Source organism: Acidobacteriota bacterium (assembly GCA_039030395.1).
GTDB lineage: Bacteria > Acidobacteriota > Thermoanaerobaculia > Multivoradales > JBCCEF01 > JBCCEF01.
Window position 1 is genome coordinate 113,831 of sequence record JBCCEF010000009.1, and the last position, 18,161, is coordinate 131,991.

The 18,161-nt window shown below is 67.3% G+C and carries 13 protein-coding genes; 7 read left to right on the forward strand and 6 right to left on the reverse strand.

Translation table 11 applies throughout. The annotated features are described in order from the left end of the window. Positions 1-5: 5 nt before the first annotated feature. Positions 6-1,010: a multicopper oxidase family protein gene (locus AAF481_11020; GenBank protein MEM7481695.1), complete on the reverse strand. Its 1,005-nt coding sequence runs from the start codon at positions 1,008-1,010 to the stop codon at positions 6-8. Beyond that, entirely contained in the window at positions 1,010-1,987 is a 978-nt protein-coding gene (locus tag AAF481_11025; protein ID MEM7481696.1) for a multicopper oxidase domain-containing protein, read from the reverse strand. The genes AAF481_11020 and AAF481_11025 overlap by 1 nt, the downstream gene beginning before the upstream one ends. 173 nt (positions 1,988-2,160) lie before the next feature. On the opposite strand from AAF481_11025, the gene AAF481_11030 reads away from it, so the two are divergent. Then, the gene (locus AAF481_11030; GenBank protein ID MEM7481697.1) at positions 2,161-3,063 is read left to right on the forward strand and encodes a Clp1/GlmU family protein; all 903 of its coding nucleotides are present in this window, start codon (positions 2,161-2,163) and stop codon (positions 3,061-3,063) included. Positions 3,064-3,065: 2 nt separating this feature from the next. Here the strand turns inward: AAF481_11030 and AAF481_11035 are convergent, their stop codons facing one another. Beyond that, a complete protein-coding gene (locus tag AAF481_11035) occupies positions 3,066-4,760 on the reverse strand; it encodes a DUF2207 domain-containing protein (protein ID MEM7481698.1) in 1,695 nt (564 codons plus the stop codon). An 84-nt stretch (positions 4,761-4,844) separates the two neighbouring features. On the opposite strand from AAF481_11035, the gene asd reads away from it, so the two are divergent. Continuing rightward, positions 4,845-5,708, forward strand: a complete 864-nt coding sequence (gene asd / locus AAF481_11040; GenBank protein ID MEM7481699.1) for an archaetidylserine decarboxylase — start codon at positions 4,845-4,847, stop codon at positions 5,706-5,708. Here asd and AAF481_11045 read toward each other — a convergent pair. Beyond that, on the reverse strand, positions 5,697-11,783 hold the full coding sequence (locus AAF481_11045; GenBank protein ID MEM7481700.1) for an alpha-2-macroglobulin family protein: 6,087 nt from the start codon (positions 11,781-11,783) through the stop codon (positions 5,697-5,699). The genes asd and AAF481_11045 overlap by 12 nt on opposite strands. An 87-nt stretch (positions 11,784-11,870) precedes the next feature. On the opposite strand from AAF481_11045, the gene AAF481_11050 reads away from it, so the two are divergent. From AAF481_11050 to AAF481_11060, 3 genes are all read left to right on the forward strand, one after another. Further along, a complete protein-coding gene (locus AAF481_11050) occupies positions 11,871-12,248 on the forward strand; it encodes a transcriptional repressor (GenBank protein MEM7481701.1) in 378 nt (125 codons plus the stop codon). 82 nt (positions 12,249-12,330) lie between these two features. After that, positions 12,331-12,861: a low molecular weight protein-tyrosine-phosphatase gene (locus tag AAF481_11055; GenBank protein ID MEM7481702.1), complete on the forward strand. Its 531-nt coding sequence runs from the start codon at positions 12,331-12,333 to the stop codon at positions 12,859-12,861. Beyond that, entirely contained in the window at positions 12,858-13,718 is an 861-nt protein-coding gene (locus tag AAF481_11060) for a fructosamine kinase family protein (protein ID MEM7481703.1), read from the forward strand. Before AAF481_11055 ends, AAF481_11060 begins: the two co-directional genes overlap by 4 nt. Before the next feature lie 12 nt (positions 13,719-13,730). Here the strand turns inward: AAF481_11060 and pyrE are convergent, their stop codons facing one another. Next, positions 13,731-14,336 carry an orotate phosphoribosyltransferase gene (gene pyrE, locus AAF481_11065; GenBank protein MEM7481704.1) on the reverse strand — a complete coding sequence of 202 codons (606 nt, stop codon included), beginning with the start codon at positions 14,334-14,336 and terminating at the stop codon, positions 13,731-13,733. A 139-nt stretch (positions 14,337-14,475) separates the two neighbouring features. On the opposite strand from pyrE, the gene AAF481_11070 reads away from it, so the two are divergent. Continuing rightward, positions 14,476-15,978 carry an Ada metal-binding domain-containing protein gene (locus AAF481_11070; GenBank protein MEM7481705.1) on the forward strand — a complete coding sequence of 501 codons (1,503 nt, stop codon included), beginning with the start codon at positions 14,476-14,478 and terminating at the stop codon, positions 15,976-15,978. Beyond that, complete coding sequence (locus tag AAF481_11075; GenBank protein ID MEM7481706.1) at positions 15,975-16,472, forward strand: methylated-DNA--[protein]-cysteine S-methyltransferase; 498 nt, start codon at positions 15,975-15,977, stop codon at positions 16,470-16,472. The genes AAF481_11070 and AAF481_11075 overlap by 4 nt, the downstream gene beginning before the upstream one ends. A 154-nt stretch (positions 16,473-16,626) precedes the next feature. Here the strand turns inward: AAF481_11075 and AAF481_11080 are convergent, their stop codons facing one another. After that, positions 16,627-17,982 (reverse strand): alkaline phosphatase, encoded by a 1,356-nt coding sequence (locus tag AAF481_11080; GenBank protein MEM7481707.1) that lies wholly within the window; start codon positions 17,980-17,982, stop codon positions 16,627-16,629. Between the last annotated feature and the right edge of the window lie 179 nt (positions 17,983-18,161).

The window sequence follows — 18,161 nt, forward strand, 5'->3', positions numbered from 1 at the left end:
GCTCCTCACTCCACGCTGTTTGACCAGCGGGTGGTGTCGCCGCTCTCGAATCCATCGGCGAACAGGGTCGGATCCTCCACCACCGGCGCCGTGGCGGTGCCGAGGATCGCAGCCATCCGGACATTCCAGTACTCGACGGAGGCGGTGACGTCGGTCGCCGCCGGCATGGTCAAGATGATGTCGTAGCGCTCGCCGGAGGTCACCCACAGCTCCGTCAATGCGGTGAGGGTCGACGCCAGCGGCCGACCGTCGCTCGACACCACGTCGAAGGACAGGCCACCGAACTTGACCAGCGCCGGCTGATAGCCGACGTTGATCGCCCGGATCAGCACCCGATCGCCGGCCGCCGCGGTGATCGCCGTCGCCGGGTCGGTGTCGATCTGCGAGCCGTTCTTGCCGTTGATCAGAAAATAGTCCGGCCGGTAGCGGTTGAGGGTGGTGTCGCTCACCTGCACCGTGTGCCAGGAGCTGTCGATGGTGTGCAGGTGCCAGATGTACTCCTTGTCGAAGGTCGGTCCGCCGGCCCATACCTCTTCGGTGTTGCCGTCCGGTGGACGGACGATGATCATGCCCGCCATACCGCGCTCCATGTGGAGGGCGGTGTCGATGTGGCAGTGGTACATGTAGCTACCGGCCTGCGGCGCCACGAAGGCATAGGTGAAGGGCGAATTCAGGCGGGTGTAGCCCTGCACCCGTCCGAAGCCGTCCATCGGCACCGAGGTCGCCACGTAGCCGGAAGTGGTGGGCACGCCGTCGTTCGCCTGGTTGACGTCCAGCCCGTGCAGATGGATCGAGTGCGGGCGGTTGGAGGTCAGGGTGATGGCAGCGTTCTGGCCTTCGGTGAGTTCGATCACCGGACTCGGAATGGTGCGGTCGCCGTTGAAGCCGAGGCCGGTCCCCTCGCGGAAGTACCAGGTGCCGATGTTGGTGCCGTCGGCCATCTGCTGGCTGCCGTTCATCGCCACGACCACCGACACGGTGTCCGGTCCGAGAAAAGTAAAGGTGCGCATCAGGTGGCCTCCAGCATCGTCAGGGCGCCGCCGAAGGGGTTGACGTACACCCCGTTGGCGGTCACTCCCGGTACATAGTGAGTGTGCAGCGGATACATGCCGACCTGATCGACCTGCAGGATCACGTCGACGCACTCGTCCACCCGCACCAGCACCGTGTCCTTTGCCACCACCGCCGTTTCCACCACCCGGTCGCGGGTCGCCACGTCGACGTGGTAGCCGTGGTAGTGCATTGGCGACACGATAGTGCCGCCGTTGATCATTCGAATGGCGACATCCTCGCCATTCGACATGACGATTCGGGTGTCCGCATCGCCCTTGGTGCCGGGATGGCTGAGGCCGTTCAGGAAGTAGTAGTTCGGCTCATAGTTCGCCAGGTCGTAGCTGCCGCCACCGGCAATCGCAGAGTTCAACCGATCGTCGATTTCCTGGAGAAATAGCGTGTACTGGCGATCGAAGGTCGGGCCGCCCGGATAGAGGCGGTCACCGGCGCCGGCGGGCATCACCACCAGCGGCCCGGCAAGGCCCATGGCGGTGGCGATGCCGGCGGTCGTGTCGTCCCGGTAGAGGTAGCTGCCGGCGGCCGGGGACGAGATGGAGTAGAGCCGCGAAGCGCCCATCGCCACCGTTGCGGTACCGGTCAACAGGCCCGGTACGACGAAATTGATCGGCCGATCGAGATTGTTGGTGACGGTGACGTTGAGGGTGTCGTCGCTGTTGATCACCAAACCCGAATCGAGCCCTCCGGGTCCGCCACCGGCAGGGTTGCGGAAGCGCCAGGCGGTGACCGAGGAACCGTCGACCAGGGTCTTCGTGTAGGACTCCGCCACCAGCGTCACGTTGACCGTCACGCCACCGGCAAAGGTCCTGCGGACCGGCAACACCAAGCCACCCAGAGTGAAAGCGGCGGCACTGCCCAGTCCCATCTTCAAGAAATCGCGGCGCTTGATATCGCGCTGCGTATCGTCGGATTTCATGGGTCGTCTCCAATGGAGGGGGAGATGCAACCCCAGAGGCGCGCAGAAGGCCGCCTCACATCGTCATCTCCAATATGCATTCTTGACCATAGTAGCAGGGCCACCGACAGACCGTTTCGCACCCCTTCTGCCGCGCCAAGAATGTGCCGCTGGGGGCTGTTATCGTTCGAGCCATGGCGCCGTTGTCCTCCATTCTGCCTTCGCCCCAGTGGCACGAAGTCCTCGCTCGGCTCGAACGGGGCGTGATCCTCGTCATCGGCAGTTCGGGCACCGGCAAAACGTCTTTTGCCCGCCATTTGCTCAATCAACTGCGTCGCGGCAACGATCGAACGGCGCTGGTCGACGGCAACATCGCGATGCCAGCGATCGGCGTGCCGGGCTGCCTGGGAGCGGCCCTCACCAACCCGTGGGTCGCCCCCTGCGCCTCGGTCTTCGTGGGCGCCACCGCTTCCGTCCATCGGCGAGCACCGGTCCTGGCGGGTTTGATCCAGCTCGAGCGGAGAGTCCGGCAGGCCGGCGCCCGGACGGTGATCGTGGACCTACCGCCGCTTACCGGCGCTGGGGCGCGGGAACTGGTGGTGCAGGCGCACCGCGCCCTGGCAGCGAATCAGATCGTCGCGCTGCAGCGGGCGAACGAATGCGAGTCCTTTCTGGCAGTGTTCGACGAAGCGGCACGCCTCTACCGCCTGCCGGCGTCGCCCAACGCGCGGCGCTGGAGCCGCGAAGAGCGGATCGACCGCCAGGACGGACGCCTGCGAGCCCATTTCTTTAACGCCGACCGGCGGGTTTTCCCGCTGCGCGCTCTGTCCGCCCGCGGCTGGCTGCCGGCGGACGGTTCGGCCGCCGCCGGCACGGCGGTGGGACTGGTCGACGGTGAGGGCTACTGTCTTGGCCTCGGCCGCATCGAAGAAGTGCACCCGGATCGAGTGGCGATCGTCACTCCGGTCAAGGCGAGCGTTCCTTGCCGCCTCCAGCTAGCGGACTTCCGGCTCACTGCGGACGGCGCCTTCGACCGCCGCCACGCCTTTCCGACCCTCGGCGAGGGCACGCCATCGGCCAGCGTAGCCGAGTTGTAGCCCTAACCAGCTCCGCCACCACCACCCCCGGCGCCTCCGCCGGCGCCCGCCCCGGCCCCGCCGGAGGACGACGAGCCGCTCCCTGGCGCCACCGCCCCGGCGGTGGACCGGCAGGCGACCAGGTAGGGCTCGAAGGCGATGAAGGCCGCCGCCGCACGGGTCCGGCGGCGCTTGGTTTCGTCCCGCGCCCAACCGGGCAGCTCCAGCTCCGCTTCGCTCTTCTTGAGCTCGCGCACCATTTTCGACAACAACCCCGGCTGTGGTTTCAAGGTCAGCCACGGCAGGTAGTCCAGCCAACGTTCGGCGGCGCGCGATTCGTCGCCGAGTTCCAGGTGACCCTTGACCTCGTCGTGCAGGCGCTCGATCCATGCCTTGATCGCCGTCCGGCGCCGCGCACCCTCGGGAGTCGCCGGCAGGAAGCGGACGGAGACCATCAGCCAGCCGCCGGCGAGGCCCGCCATCAGGCCACCCAACGCCCAACCGACGGCGCCGCCGAGGAGCACGATGGTGACCATCCCCAGAGCGACCCCCAGAAGGCCGAGGAGGAGCGAGCGTAGGGCCTGCGACGAGCGCTGCTCGAGCCAGCCGCGGGCAATCAACTCCTTCCGCACGGCGGCCACCTGACGGCGGCGGAAGGCGCGGTCCTTGCGGCCGAATTCCTGCAGCGACTCGCGCTGCCGGAGGCGGCCGAGAAGGGTCTGTTCGAAGCGCGAGAGCGGTCCCTCGCCGCCGCCCGGCGTGGCCTCCAGGTAGGTCTTGGTGCCGTGGTACCAGGAGCCTCCCTCCTTCCGGCGCACCAACTCGACGTGCCCGCGGCGGGCGAGATCGAACACCGTCGCCACCAGGCCGCGTTCGGCGACGGCGGAGAGGGGATGAAGCAGCGCGGCAGCTTCGTGCAGCGGCACCTCCGGATCGCTGCCGCCGCCGGGCGCGAGGGACGATCCTCTGGCCCGGCGGATGAGCGTCGCGAGCCCCGGCAGCAGGCCCGCCAGCAGCGCGAGAGCACTGCCCAGAATGTGTCCCGGCGGCGGCGAGCCGGCGGGCGGGGTGCGCCCGGCGAGGCGCCGCGGAAAGTCCACGATCACCCGGTAGGCGGTCTCCGGCGGCAGGTCCCAATACCGAAACTGCACCTCCCAACCGGTGGCGGAGCCTTCACGGGTGGCGGCGCGGAGGGTGGCCTCGTCCGGTGGCTCGAAGGTCACGTCGCTGCCGCTCAGCCCGAAGGCCTCGGGCAGCACGACGGAGACCGTGAGCTGCTCGATCGGAACGTTCCAACTGCGGCCGACGGCATCCCAGTCGATGCGGTTGCGGCCCTCGGTCTCGAGGAGGGCGCCGAAAGCCTGGTACTCGAGCACGAAGCGAGTCGAACCGAGGCGCGGCGGAAACTCCCAGCGCAGCGAATGGCGGGAACCGGAATTCTCGTCCACCTTCAGGATCTCGACGTCGGCGCTCTGCACCGAAAGCCCCGCCAGGCGGTCGATGCCGCCCATCCGGATCTCGCGATAGGCGAAGGTGAAGGGCTCACCGCGGAAATCGAACTCCAGAGTCTCGCGCACCGCGTAGGCACCGTCTTCTTGCAGTTCCAGGTGAACGTCGTAATGCTCGATGACGTAGGACTTCTCCGCCCGCACGGCCAGAGCGACTCCGATCAGAAGAGCGAGAAAAAGAACAACGACCAGAAGTCTGCGCAGGCCCATGGCGATTCCTTTCGTGACAGGGATGACACCAGAGTTTACGGGGAACGGAGACGACCTATTCCGCCCCTGCTATCCTCCCCCGCCATGCCCTCCCTTGCCGATCGCCTGCTCGCCCTGATCCAGTGGCCGCTGCCACAGCATTGGCTGTCGCGCATCGTGCTGGCTTTCACTCGCTGGCGATTTCGGCCCTTCAAGAACTTCATGATCCGGCTCATCTGCCGGCTGTACCGGGTGGACCTCTCGGAGGCGGTGAAGACCGAGGCGGAGGGCTACGAAAGCTTCAACGCCTTCTTCACCCGGGCGCTTACCGGAGGTGCGCGGCCCCTTGCCTCGGGTGAAGGCGCGGTGTTGTGCCCGGTGGACGGCGCGGTGAGCCAGGCCGGAGAGATTCAGGATGGACGGGTTTTCCAGGCCAAGGGCAAGGACTTCTCCCTAGCGGAGCTGTTGGGCGGCGACGCCGAGCGGGCAAGATCCTTTGCCGGCGGCACCTTCGCCACTCTGTATCTGTCGCCGAAGGACTACCACCGCATTCACATGCCGCTGGCCGGCGAGCTGGTGGAGACGGTCCAGGTGCCGGGGCGGCTGTGGGCGGTGAATCCCGCGACGGCGCGGGCGGTACCGCGGCTCTTTGCCCGCAACGAGCGGCTGGCGGCGATCTTCGAGACCGAAGCCGGACCGATGGCGCTGGTGATGGTGGGGGCGATCTTCGTCTCCGCCGTGGAGACGGTATGGGGCGGCCTCGAAACCCCGCCGACGCGCTCCCGGCCCCACCGCAAGAACTATCGTGACGCCGCCATGCGGCTCGATTTCGGCGCCGAGATGGGCCGCTTCAACATGGGCTCCACGGTGATCGCTCTGTTCGGTCCCGGCGCGGTGGAGCTGGCGCCGGCAATCACGCCCGGCGCGCCCATTCGCATGGGCCAGCTCCTCGCGAACCTACGGGGCTAGCCGCTCCACCTCGACCTTCCGTCCCGCCGAGTAGGCGGTGAACTCCGGCGCATACATCGACTGCAGGGTCGCCGGAGCCACCTTGAAGGTGCCGGTCATGGTGGCCCGCAGACGGTGCTTCAGCAGGTACTCGCCGGCCGGCAGATCTTCGAAAAAGAAGTTGGCACCGCTGTCGCGCACTTCCTCGTAGCGACCGATGCCGAGATCCCAGCGGTAGCCGGAAGTGAGCGACTCGGGCTCGAATCCGGCACCGCGCGGGTCGCGCAGGTGGACGTACTCGGCCGGCGCCGAGGCGCGCACCGTGAGCTGCACTTCCACCTGGTCTCCCACCGCCACGGGGTCGCCCGGCGAAAGCGGTTGGAGAGTCCACTCGCCGTCGTCCAAGACGCGGCGGAAGAAGGCTCGCTCCACTGCGAACAGGTCTCCCCGCGCCTCCTCTGGCAAACGCTCCGTGGAGAAGTGCCAGGTGGCAGAGGCGAAGGCCAGTCCGGGCGACTTCTTGTGCACGGCGATCTCCGCCATCTCCGGCTCCACCTCGTCTCCGGACACGATCAGCCGGCGGGAGGGCCCCTCGAAGCGATCCGCCTCGAAGACGAAAGTCTCGGCCAAAGTGCCCAACCGCACGGAGATCTCCTCCCGCACCGCTAGGGCATCCTCTTGGTTGAGGTAGTAGGCCAGGGCATAGAGCGCCTCGGCGGTAGCGCGGGTGGACTTCCAGTGGGAGAGCTTGCGCTGGAGGAACAGCCACTGCACCAGGCCGTGGCGCCGCGGATCTTCCGGCGCCATTTCGGATAGAGCGCGCAGAACGAAGGCGTGATTCTCCAGGGTGTCCCGGTACCACAGCCAGGCGCGGTCCTCCGGCGCGAAAAAGACGCCTGCGTCCTCGCTGCTGCGGGCGGCGTCGAGCACCACGTCGAGCAGGCCGCGGGCTTCGTCCACCCGGCCGGCCCGGTGGAGCGCCAGGGCCAGGTAGAGCTTGGGGCGCAGGGTGAGGAACCGGCGATGCTCGAAGAGATCCTCCAGCAGTCGCCGTTCGTCCTCCTCCGAGAAGGCCGAACGGTAGTAGCTCTCGTCCGGGTAGCTCGACAGAATGTAGGCGAGGAAGGCAAAGGACTCCCAGCAGCACGTGACCGGTTCGTCGTCGGACGATTTTCGGAAATCGTCGTAGTACTGGCGCAGGTAGCCCCAACCCCACTCCACCGGCTCCCGCGGCACCGGCACGCCGAATTCGGCGGCGCGGGCGAAGCCCTGCATCAGGTAGAGGGTCATGTAGGGCGACGGCGGCCCGCCGGGAAACCAGGGAAAGGCGCCGCTCTCGAACTGCGACGACAGCAGCCGCGCCAGGGCGGCCTCCCGCTGCACCTCGGAGATCTTGGGATCGAGCACCGCAATCAGCTCCTCGGCCCCCTGCCGGCCGCCGGCCGCCGGTGCCCGCCACGGAGTCTCTTCCAGGGTCAGCTTGCGGTTCGGATCGTCGGCGTCCCAAGGGGCGAGGCGGGTTTCACGCTCCGCCATCTCCTCGGCGGCGGACGCCACCACCGGGTAACGCTGGTAGAGGCTGGTCAAAATGCCCGTCGAGAGGAAGCGGTTGAGGGTCTGCTCGGTGCATTCGTAGGGGTAGTCCACCAGATACGGCAGCGCCGCCAAAGCGGAGTAAAAGAGCTGGCCGTCGACCGTCACGACGAGCTGTTCGGTGCGGCGGGTGGCGTCCGTATCGCGTGCTAGCTCCGGAAAGCGCAGCACTTCGCGCTCCTCGTCCTGGAGGGCGGCGAAGCGGCTTTCGGCCAGATGGATGCGGCCCGGCAGCACCGGTAGCGGGCGCAGTTCCCCGTCCGTCAGGTCGCCGGCCCGACCGGTGACCCGCAGGGCGGCATTCGCCGCCAGGCCATCCGGTGCCTCCAGCCGGAACGAAAGGCGCTCGCTGCGACCGGCCTCCACCCGGAACTGACGGCGATTGGGCCTGAGGCGGAAATCACCGGCGATCGGTTCGCCGCTTTCAGCGTCGACCATCTCCACTCGCACTTCGCCGTCCAGCCTCTCCTCGCCGGCGTTGTCCACCAGCACCTCGAGCACCGCCCGGTCGCCTTCGCGCAGGAAACGCGGCACCGCCGGGCGGATCTGTAGTTCCTTGATGGTGCGGGTACGAGCGGAGACCGAACCGGCCCGCAGATCGCGGGTCAAGGCCAGCACCCAGAGCTGCCACTCGGTGACCGAGTCGGGCACTTCGACGGCGATCTCGGCGACGCCATCGGAGGTCATGGTGAGTTGTGGGAGCCAGAAGGCGGTTTCGGAGAAGTTGCTGCGCGGCTCGATGTCCTCGAGGCGAGAAGAACCAGCGGCACTGACCGTGGTCACCGACACCTCCGGGGCGTACCCCACCACCTCCAGCGGACCTTCCTCGAACACCGCTCGTCCGTCTTGCTCCGTCGGCGGCGATGCCGCCGAGGCGACCACCAGTTCCTCGGCGAATCCGACCTCGGCCAAGTCGTCGGTCACCGTGACCTCTTCAAATAAGGATCTGGCGGCGAACTGCTGCCTATACCAACCGGCGAGGCGCTTCAACTGCACGGCGCGAAGCTGGGGCGGCCGGCGCGAGCGTGCAAAGCTCTCTGCCCGTCGCAACAGGGTAGGCGCCAGGCCGAGGTTCGAGCCGACACCCCTCGCGTAGACATCCCGAGGGTAGAGCAGCAGAGGATTCATCGGCTCATGGGGGGCGAAGAGATCAAGACTGCGGTCGTACATGTAGGCCAGCAACTCCGCCGCTTCGCCCTCCACTAAGCGCCCGTCGGCGCCGGTCAAACGCACCGTCCAGGTCTCTCGGTCGCCGGGCCGCAGCCGGTCGCGGAAGGTCTCCAGCTCCAGATGCAGCTCGCGATCGGACCACGGTACGAGAACCGATTCGTCCAGGCGCAGCAGGTGGTGGTCGCGCACCGCGTGCAGGCTCAAGGCCACTCCACCTCGGGCCTCCGGAGGCAGCGAAATCTCGACCACGGTGGGACTCTCGCCGGCGATCAGGGTCCGCCGTTCGGCCCGATTCCGGAACTTCACTTCCAGTTCCATCTCCTGCCCCGGAAACGCCGAGTGCACCAACACCGGCAGCGTTTCGCCCGCCTCGATCGATGTCTGCTCCGCCGCCAGGAAGAGCGGCAAGGCCAGCGGCAGGTCGCCGCGGCCGGCGACGACCAGATCTCGCGATGCCTCAAAGGAATGACCCCACGGATCTTCCGTGCGGTAGATCAAGCGGTAGACGCCGGGCGCCAGGGCCGGAATCTCAGCCACCGAACGGCCGTTGTCGCCATGGTGCAGCTCCCCCGAAGACATCTCTCGGCCGGCACCCCAGCGGGCCAAGGTGCGCGCCGGTTCGAGACCGTCGGCGTAGCGCGGCGGCTTCAAGTCGTCCGGGGTTTGGAATCCCTCCGCTGCCAGCGGGCGTTCGTGAGGCAGCCGCGCCGTGGCCGGCTGCTCCAGTGAAACCAAACTCCAGGTGCCGCGGCCGGCACGCGGCGCGCCGTCGAGGTCCGTGCGCACAACGTCCACTTCGAAGGGCGTCTCGGAGCGCTGGAAACCACCGGTGACTTCCAGGCTCGCCTGGATCGCCGCCGTCCCCAGATGGAAAACCCTTTCCCCGCGGCGTGTTTCGCCGCCGGCCTCGGTCACCGCCGCCTCCACCCGGTAGCGGTAGACCATGCCTTCGGCGGACTCGTCGCCCTCGGGCGTGAAGGCCATCCCGAAAGTGCCGTCTGCCTCCACCATGCTCTCGCCCCAGGCCACCACCTGCGAGCTCCAGTCAGCCGGCGAGAAGACCCGCTGCATCCAAGGGCGCCACTGCGGTTCTCGGGTCACGCTCCAGGACACTTCGCCGCCGCTCACCGGCAGACCAAAGTAGTAGCGAGCCTCGCCGCGCAGCACCGTCCGGCGATTGAGCCGCGGTGGCTCCTCCGGCGCGCGGACGGTCACCTCGAAGGTGGGCCGTTTGTACTCCTCCACCCGCACCGGATGATCGGAACCATCGAGCGAGGTCTCCAGGCGCCAGAGACCGAGCAGTCGGCCGGCGGGAATCTCCAACTCACCGGCAATCGAACCGAAGGCATTAGTGGTGGCGGCGGTCTCGGCGGCGGTCTCGCCGTTGGCGTCGACCAACCGGACGGAAACGGTTCGTTCCGGCAGCACCTCGAAGCGCCCAGCGCTCGCCATTCCACCGTAGGCGACCACCTTGAAGCGTACCGTCTGCCCCGGCCGGTACACGCTCCGGTCGGTGTACACCAGACCTCGCTCCACCCTCCTCTCTTCGGAGTCGAACCGGTCACCGGTGTCCTGCAGCACGGCGACTTCGTCACCGTGCCGCGCAACGGCCAAGAACCCGCGCTGCTCTTCGACCGAGAACGGCTTTCGGCCCCGGTCGTCCGTCGCTCCTCGACCCACCGTCTTCAGCGGATCTCGCCAATCCCAGCGGAAGAGGGCGACCTCCACGCCCCGCCGCGGCTGGCCCGTCGAGCCGGACCGCGTCGTCAGTTCCAGCCGTCCTTCGTTCCACTGCGACAGCAACACCAGGTCGCCCAGGGTGAGGGTCAATCCGACCAACCGATTCTTTTTCTCGCGGAAGTCTTCGCGCGCCGATGCCACCAGCAGGTAGAGGCCGGGAACCTCCATCGGTGGCGTGACATCGGTCGCGTGCCGGCGAAAATCCGGCGTCGCCGGCAGTTCGAGACCCCAGGCAGCGGCAGGGGTTCTCCGAGCGAGGACTCTCTCGATCTCGGCGCTCGAAAGGTTGAATCTCGGATAGCCGTTGCCGGACCGAACCTCATCGTCCAAGCCCATCTTTCTCAGGCGTTGGTCCACATCCAGACGATAGGCGCGGAAATAGAGTCGCGGCAGATTCTTGTGGAGCACCCGCACCGAGCGCTGCCCCAGAGCATCCGCCGCCATGGCGTTCATCTGGTAGGCCGGAGCCTCAATGCTCTCGGCGATGGAGCGTCCGCGCTGGCCTCCGAGGCTCTTCGGATGGACGGTGACCGCCTCGAGGGCGAGAGCACGCGCTTCTGTCCGAGCGTTCGGCTGTTCGCCCGACCGCACCCACTCGGCGCGGGTGGCCATCCCCATCGACCACCACGGCCACTCGGCGCCCAGTTCATCGAGGGCGCGTTGTAGATCGACCTCGAGGGTCTGCCTCGCCGCCTCCTGGTCGAGTGCCTGGCGAAGAGAGTCCAGCAACACCAGCCGGGCCTCGAAAGCGGCCTCGGGGCGCTCACCCTGGGTGTGCCAACGTTCGAGATCCCGTAGAACCGCCGCCATCTTCAGCAGCGGATGCCCGTCCTCCGGCAGCGAATCCAGACGAGGCGCCGGCTCGCCAAGGGCAAAATCGAGGTCGAATCGGTAGAGGGCGTTCGACTCTCCCACGGACCACAGGGACGAGTCCGCCAGCAGGTCGGTCCACAGGTAGCTCACCGTATCCCGCAGAGTGCCGCGGATGCGCTCCGGGTAGGTGCCCGCTTCGAAGTGCTCGGCCAGATCACCGAGACCCTCGGCGCCCCACCCATCGCGCATCGCCCAGGCCCGGCCGAAGGCTTCGTGAGCCTCCGCGATCAGTTGTTTCTCGGTCCACCGGTCGAGGGGAATTTCGTGCCGCGGACCCACCCGTTCGCGCTGGGCGATCTCCCAGCCGTAGTTCCTCTGGTACTGGACGAGAGCATCGCCGTACACCAGTCCCAGCAACAACTGTGAAGCGGGAGCCGTCGGCCATTCCTCCTCGCGCAGCAGAGTGACCGCCCCGTCCATCTCCCCGCGGGCGCGGGCGAGGCGGGCCGAGATGAGCAGGGCCCGGGTCCAACCCTCCTCGTCGCCCGCCGCCCGAGTCGCCGCCAGAAGCCGCTCCGCTAGGCGCCCGGCCTCGCTGTATTTCCGCTTATCGATCAAGGGATCGAGATCCTGCCAGGACTGCGGTCCGAGCACGGGAGCCTCCTCCTCCGCCTTGGGCGGGCGATCCGACGAATCCGGACCGGCCGTCTGGCAGGCGGCGAAGACAACGAACAGGGTCAACAAGGTGAGAACGGAGCGACGCAGGGGAAGAACTCTCATGGTCGCTAGTTTAGCGACTCTCGTGCTCGCCCTTTCTCAGACACCGCTCGCGGTGAAATAGAAACCCCGTTATCATCCCTCCCGATCATGCAACGGCGCACCAATCAGCGCGCGGCGATCCGCCGGGCCCTCGAACAGGCCAACCGGCCGCTGAGTCCGCAGGAAATTCTGGACCTGGCCGAAGACGGAGCCCCGGGACTGGGGATCGCCACCGTCTACCGCGCCCTCAAGTCGCTGGTCGAGAAAGGTTGGCTGCGCACCGTCGACCTGCCCGGCGGCCCCAGCCGCTATGAGCTGACCGGCAAAGACCACCACCATCATTTCCACTGCCGCGCCTGCGACCGGGTCTATGAGGTGGACGACTGCCCCGGCGAAGTCGCCGGGCTGGCGCCGGCCGGCTTCCGAACGGAAGATCACGAGATCATCCTCTACGGCCGTTGCGCCGCCTGCACCGGAACCGGTTGACTCAGAAAGATGACAGGCGCCACCGACCCTAGATAAGATCCACCGGTCTCCCTCCCCGGAGCCCGCCGACCGCGGATCTGCGATGAATTCTCAAACCCCCCCGTCCCGCATTCTTTTCGTCTGCATGGGCAACATCTGCCGCTCGCCGACGGCCGAAGGCGTGCTCGAGCGCCTGATCGACGAGCGCGGCCTGGAGGCCCTGGTGGAGGTAGATTCCGCCGGCACCATCGCCTATCACCAGGGGGAGGAAGCCGATCCGCGCATGCGTCAGGCGGCGGAGGAGCGCGGCTATACCCTCACCAGCCGCGCCCGCAAGGTGGAACCGGAAGACTTCGACAACTTCGATCTGATCGTCGCGATGGATCGCGACAATCTCGAAGACCTGCACGAACTCGGCATCGAAGGGCGGGCTGCACTCCGCCTGCTGTCCGACTTCCTGCCGGCGGGCTCGCCAAAAGACGTGCCGGATCCCTACTACGGTGGCGCCCAGGGTTTCGAAGAGGTCCTGGACCTGATCGAACAGGCCGGGCCGGCGCTCCTCGATTCGGTGCTCTCGGGCGCCGGCCACGGCGCTGCGGATCGGCCGGCGTTTCCCGCCGCCGAGTCAACGTGACCCCGGTTCTGCGGCAGTCGCTGGAGAACCGCCTGCAGGAAGCCCTCGGCGCCGCCGCGCGCATCGCATCGGTGCGCGGCTCGACGCTGGTGCTGGCCGACGGCCAGCGATTCTTCTTGAAAACCCAGCACGCGCCGCCGACGGACGTCTTCGAGCGTGAGGCCGAGGGACTGGGCGCCCTGGAAGGAATCGGCCGGGTGCGCGGCCCGTCCATCGTGCTGCCGGGAGCGAGCGGCGACACGCGATTCCTGATCCTGGAGGAGATCTCCCGCGGCGCCTCCCATCCGTCCGCCTGGGAATCCTTCGGTCGCCGCCTGGCGGAACACCATCGCGCCTCCCGCGGCGAACGTTTCGGCTTCGACCACGACAACTATCTCGGCCGGACGCCGCAACCGAACGGCTGGAGCGCCGACGGCGCCGAGTTCTTTCGCCGCCACCGGCTGGCCTTTCAGCTCGACCTGGCGCGACGCAACGGTCACGCCGACGATGCCTTGAACCGCCTAGGCGATTCGCTTCTGGCCCGCTTGGATTCGCTGCTGGACCTGGCCGGCGAACCGCCCTGCCTGCTGCACGGCGACCTGTGGAGCGGCAACGTGCTGTCCGATGAAGAGGGTGAGGTGCGCTGGATCGATCCCGCCGCCCACTATGCGCACCGAGAAGCGGACCTCGCCATGGCCAAACTGTTCGGAGGCTTTCCGGAAACCTTCTTCGCCGCCTACGGTGAGTCCTGGCCGCTACCGCCCGGCCAGCGGGAAAGAAAAGACCTCTTCCAGCTCTACCACCTGCTGAACCATCTCAACCTGTTCGGCGGCGGCTACCGAGAACAGTGCCTCGAAGTGATGCGGCGACTGACTTGAGGTGCCCGTGGTCTATTCGAAATTCTCCTTGGTGAACAGGGACACCAGCCGAAGATCCTCCGCCTCGATCGCCTCTCGGCCGCCCTCCTGGCGATCGATCAGGGTGATCAGCGACTCCACCACGTAGCCTTCCTCCCGCAGCCGCCGCACGGCCCGCAGGGACGATCCGCCGGTGGTCACCACATCCTCCACCACCGCCACCTTGGATCCCGCCGGTACCTGCGGCGAACCCTCTACCGCCGCCTGGGTGCCGTGCTGTTTGGGAGCGCGACGGACGATGAGCTGATCGAGAGTGCGACCGGCCCCGGAAAGGCTAGCGAGCTGACTCACCACCGCGATGGCCGAAGCGATGGGCACCGACCCCAGCTCCATTCCGCCCACCGCGTCGAGTTCTTCGAACTCCGGCAGCTCGGCGATGGCTCGGTAGAACAACCTGCCGGTCAACCAGGCACCTTCCGCTCCCAGCACCGTCTGTTTGCTGTCGAAATAGAAGTCCGACTCCCGGCCGCTCGCCAAGATCACCCGCCGGCGCTGATAGCTGCGCTCGGCGAGTAGGGTCAACAAGCGTTGGCGGACTTCGGCGGTGCTCGATTCGGACATGGGGCTTAGTTCAGACATCAGGGCTCTCCGTTTGATCGCTGATGAGTGCGGTGGACCTGAGCAGCCGAGCCTATCGGAGCCCCGGTCGACTGCAACGAAAAATTCCAGCGCGCCCAGCCGGAAGCGCCATCCGGCCTCCGCTGTGTAAGGTAGCCCCATGGAAACCTTGCCCTTGGAAAGCCTGCCGCTGGCAGGCCGATCGATGAACTCCGGCGCTCCGCCGGACGGCTCGCGGGAAAGCATGCTGTCGCGCATGTATGCCAGCGACCCCACGGCCGACGGTTTGTTTCTCACCGGCGTCCTTTCCACCGGGATCTACTGCCTTCCCTCCTGCCGGGCGCGCAAGCCGAAAGCGAAGAATGTCGAGTTCTTCGGCAGCTTGACGGAAGCCCGCGCGGCGGGGCTCCGGCCCTGCAAGCGATGTCGTCCGGACGGTTTTTACCGGGGCGAGGATCCGGATCACGACCGCCTGGCGGCGGTCCTCGCCGAGATCCGTCGCGATCCGACCGCCTTTTCGACGGTCACCGCTCTCGCCGAGCACCTGGGAGTCGGCGCCTCGAAGCTCACCGGCTTGGTGCGCCGACATCTGCACACCACCCCGGCGGAGCTTCTCCACCGCCTGCGGATCGCCGCCGCCCAGCGCCTGCTGGCGGCCGGCGAGGCGACCGCCACGGATGTCGCCTTCGCCGTCGGCTACGAGTCGGTCTCGGCGTTCTACGACCGTTTCAAGGCGGCGACCGGCCTCACCCCCGGTGCCTACGCAAACCTGGGATCGAGACCTTACTTCGAGCTGGTGCTGCCAACGCCTTTTCGCGCGGCCACCCCGTTGCGGCTACTCGGCCGCGATCCCCAGAGCACCCTCGAACGCTCCAGCGAGGATCGAGCCGTCAAAGCACTCGAATTGCCTTCCGGACCGGCGCTGCTGGAGCTTCGTTTCGAGGCCGATCGGGTGCTCTGTTCCCTCGCCAGCATGCACCGACCTCCGGCAGCCGAGGATCTGCGCGCGGCCCACGCGGTGGCGGTGCGTTTCCTGGGGCTGGGCCCGGACCCGATGGCCTTCGAGGGTCTAGCGGCGGAAACTTCCCTCGCGCCGTGGGTTGCGCGCCATGCCGGTCTGCGAGTGCCGCTCACCGCCAGTCCGTGGGAAGCCTTGGTCTGGGCGGTGGTCGGCCAGCAGGTGAACCTCGCCTTCGCCTACACCCTGCGCCGCCGGTTGGCGGCACGCTGCGGCCGGCCGGTGGGTGACCTGGTCGCCCACCCTTCGCCCCAAGCGGTCGCCGAACTGCACGCCGAGGACCTCCTGAAGCTCCAATTCTCGCGCTCCAAAGCCGCCTACTTGATCGACTTTGCCCGCCGGATCACCGCCGGAGATCTGCCCCTGAACGGCCTGGCCGACGGCACCGCGACGGAGGCGGAGCGGCGCCTACTGGAGCTGCGCGGCGTCGGTCCCTGGACCGCCGGCTACATGCTGTTGCGCGGTTTCGGCTTTCACAATGCCGCGCCGATCGGCGACGCCGGCCTCGGCCAGGCCATCGAGCGCCTCGCAGGCCTCACCGGCCGCGCCGCCGCCGCCCAGCAGGCGAAGTGGCTGGCGCCCTTCGCTCCGTATCGCGGGCTGGCGGTGTTTCATCTGTGGGAGTCGCTGGTGGCACCGGCATGAGCGTCGCCACCCTCCACGCCACCTGGCTGGCGACGGACTTCGGACCGTTCTTCGTCGCGACGGATGAAGAGGGCCACCTGGTGCGCGCCAGCTTCAGCCCCAAAAAGTACGCACCGGGCAAGCTGCGCGGCGCCCGCATCCGGTGGAATGACGAGCCCTGCCGGCCGGCCGTCGCTCAGCTCCAGGAGTACTTCGCCGGCCGGCGGCGCTCCTTCGACCTGCCCATCGCTCTCCATGGCACGCCGTTCCAGGCGGAAGTCTGGCGAGCGCTTCAGCACCTGCCCTTCGGCACGACCACCTCCTACTCGGCCCTCGCCGCAGACATCGGCCGCCCCACCGCCTCCCGCGCCGTCGGCCGCGCCAACGGCCTCAATCCCCTGGCGGTGGTCATCCCCTGCCACCGGGTGCTCGGCGCCGACGGCTCCCTCACCGGCTTCGCCGGCGGCACCCACATCAAGGCCGGGCTGCTGGCGCTGGAAGGGGTCTCTCTCTAGCCCAACCTTCTCACCAACTTCCTATTCCTTGCGGAACGTTCTACCGTCCGGCGACCGAATCGCCGGACCGTGCACAGCCATTCATCGGAGTTCACTCCGGTGTGCCCGACGACCGGTTTTCCTTTCCGTGAAGGCCGCGAGGAAGGGCCGTCCTTCAGCCGTTCGGTGAACCCCAACCGAGGAGAGCACTCAGGCGCTTGGGGATGTCGGTGTTGTCCAGCACGCCGGCAAAGCGTTCGGCGCCAGGGCCGCCGGCAAACAGCGGTACGTCCTCGCCGGTGTGGCCGGCCGTTTCGAAGGGCTCGACGCGGGGAATCCAGGTGACGCCGTCGCGTTCACCGATCATCGCGCCGAGGCGGCGAGCCGCTTCGTAGCTGTCGCCGGTGACGCGGACTTCTTCCAGACCCTCGGCCGTTAGATCGTCAAACCCCATCCATTCCCGCACATCTTTCGGCGTCGCCGGATCGTCCACGTCCTTGAGAGACGAGACCGCCCAGGCGACGGACGAGTTCTGGCGCTCGGCAGCAGACCAGTCGACATAGTCATTGATGGCCAGGCCGCCGGTGGCGTGATCTGCGGTCAACAGCACCAGGGTACCCGGCCGCTTCTTCTGGAAGGCGAGGACCGTTTCGACCGCTCGATCGAAGGCGGCCACCTGAGCAGCCACGCTAGCCGAGTCGAAGTCATGACCGGCGTGATCGATACGACCACCTTCGAGCAGCAGAAAGAAAGGCGAGTCGTCGCGGGAGAGAACTTCCAGAGCAATCTCCGCCAGGCGGTCGAGGGGCGGCGTGCGCAGGTCTGCGGCCAGTCGCTGTTCGTCCAAGGCATAGCCCAGGTGATTGGCGGCGAAGAGACCGAGCAGGCGATCCGGAGGGGTGGCCGAGAGGTCACTGTCATAGTCCCACACGGTGTAGCCCTGTTCTGCGGCCTCATCCAGGAGATTTCGACCGTCCTGGCGGCGACCGGAGTCCGGCGGCGGCGCAAAATCCCGCCGCCCACCGCCGAGGGCGACATCCGGCCCTTGTTCCAGCAGATCCAGAGCGATCTGGTCGAAGTCCAGGTAACGGTCTTCAACGTGGGCGTAGAAACCGGCCGGCGTGGCGTGGGTGATCGCCGTATCGGTCACATAGCCCACCTTCCAGCCCTGCTCCATCGCCTGGTCAGAGAATGTGCGCAGGGGATTACCCTCGGGATCGAGGCCGACCACGCCATTCGAGGTCTTCACCCCGGAGGCAAAGGCGGTGGCCGCCGCCGCGCTGTCGGTGACGGCGTTCGAAGCCGAGTAGGTGGTCACCAGCCCGACGGTCGGCAGGGATTCGAAGGCGAAGCGTTCGCCCTCCGCCAGCATTTGCCGCCGGGCATAGGTGATCTGCGAAGTGCCGAGGCCGTCACCGATGACCAAGATCACCGCCGTCGGCCGCTCGCCGCGGTTGCCGGCGGTTCCCGAACAGCCGACACCCAGGAACAACCCGATGAATAAAAGCAAGCCGCCTCGTGAAAGCACCATGGAAACACCCTCCAGATCTTTGATCGTCGCGCACCATCCGGTCTCGACGTTTTCGAGTCTGATCCCAGCCTACATCTACCAGCCGTTGGTCAGGCTGCCGGCGTGACCTTAGCCCAACCACTGAAAAACAAGAGTATCGGGCACACGCGATTAGAATCCGCCATATTCGGGAGACGCCT

Coding starts and splice junctions, on each gene's coding strand:
- AAF481_11035 (MEM7481698.1), bottom strand. CDS start 4,760: ATGGGCCTGCGCAGACTTCTGGTCGTTGTTCTTTTTCTCGCTCTTCTG.
- AAF481_11020 (MEM7481695.1), bottom strand. CDS start 1,010: ATGCGCACCTTTACTTTTCTCGGACCGGACACCGTGTCGGTGGTCGTG.
- AAF481_11055 (MEM7481702.1), top strand. CDS start 12,331: ATGAATTCTCAAACCCCCCCGTCCCGCATTCTTTTCGTCTGCATGGGC.
- AAF481_11050 (MEM7481701.1), top strand. CDS start 11,871: ATGCAACGGCGCACCAATCAGCGCGCGGCGATCCGCCGGGCCCTCGAA.
- AAF481_11080 (MEM7481707.1), bottom strand. CDS start 17,982: ATGGTGCTTTCACGAGGCGGCTTGCTTTTATTCATCGGGTTGTTCCTG.
- AAF481_11030 (MEM7481697.1), top strand. CDS start 2,161: ATGGCGCCGTTGTCCTCCATTCTGCCTTCGCCCCAGTGGCACGAAGTC.
- AAF481_11045 (MEM7481700.1), bottom strand. CDS start 11,783: ATGAGAGTTCTTCCCCTGCGTCGCTCCGTTCTCACCTTGTTGACCCTG.
- asd (MEM7481699.1), top strand. CDS start 4,845: ATGCCCTCCCTTGCCGATCGCCTGCTCGCCCTGATCCAGTGGCCGCTG.
- AAF481_11070 (MEM7481705.1), top strand. CDS start 14,476: ATGGAAACCTTGCCCTTGGAAAGCCTGCCGCTGGCAGGCCGATCGATG.
- AAF481_11075 (MEM7481706.1), top strand. CDS start 15,975: ATGAGCGTCGCCACCCTCCACGCCACCTGGCTGGCGACGGACTTCGGA.
- pyrE (MEM7481704.1), bottom strand. CDS start 14,336: ATGTCTGAACTAAGCCCCATGTCCGAATCGAGCACCGCCGAAGTCCGC.
- AAF481_11025 (MEM7481696.1), bottom strand. CDS start 1,987: ATGAAATCCGACGATACGCAGCGCGATATCAAGCGCCGCGATTTCTTG.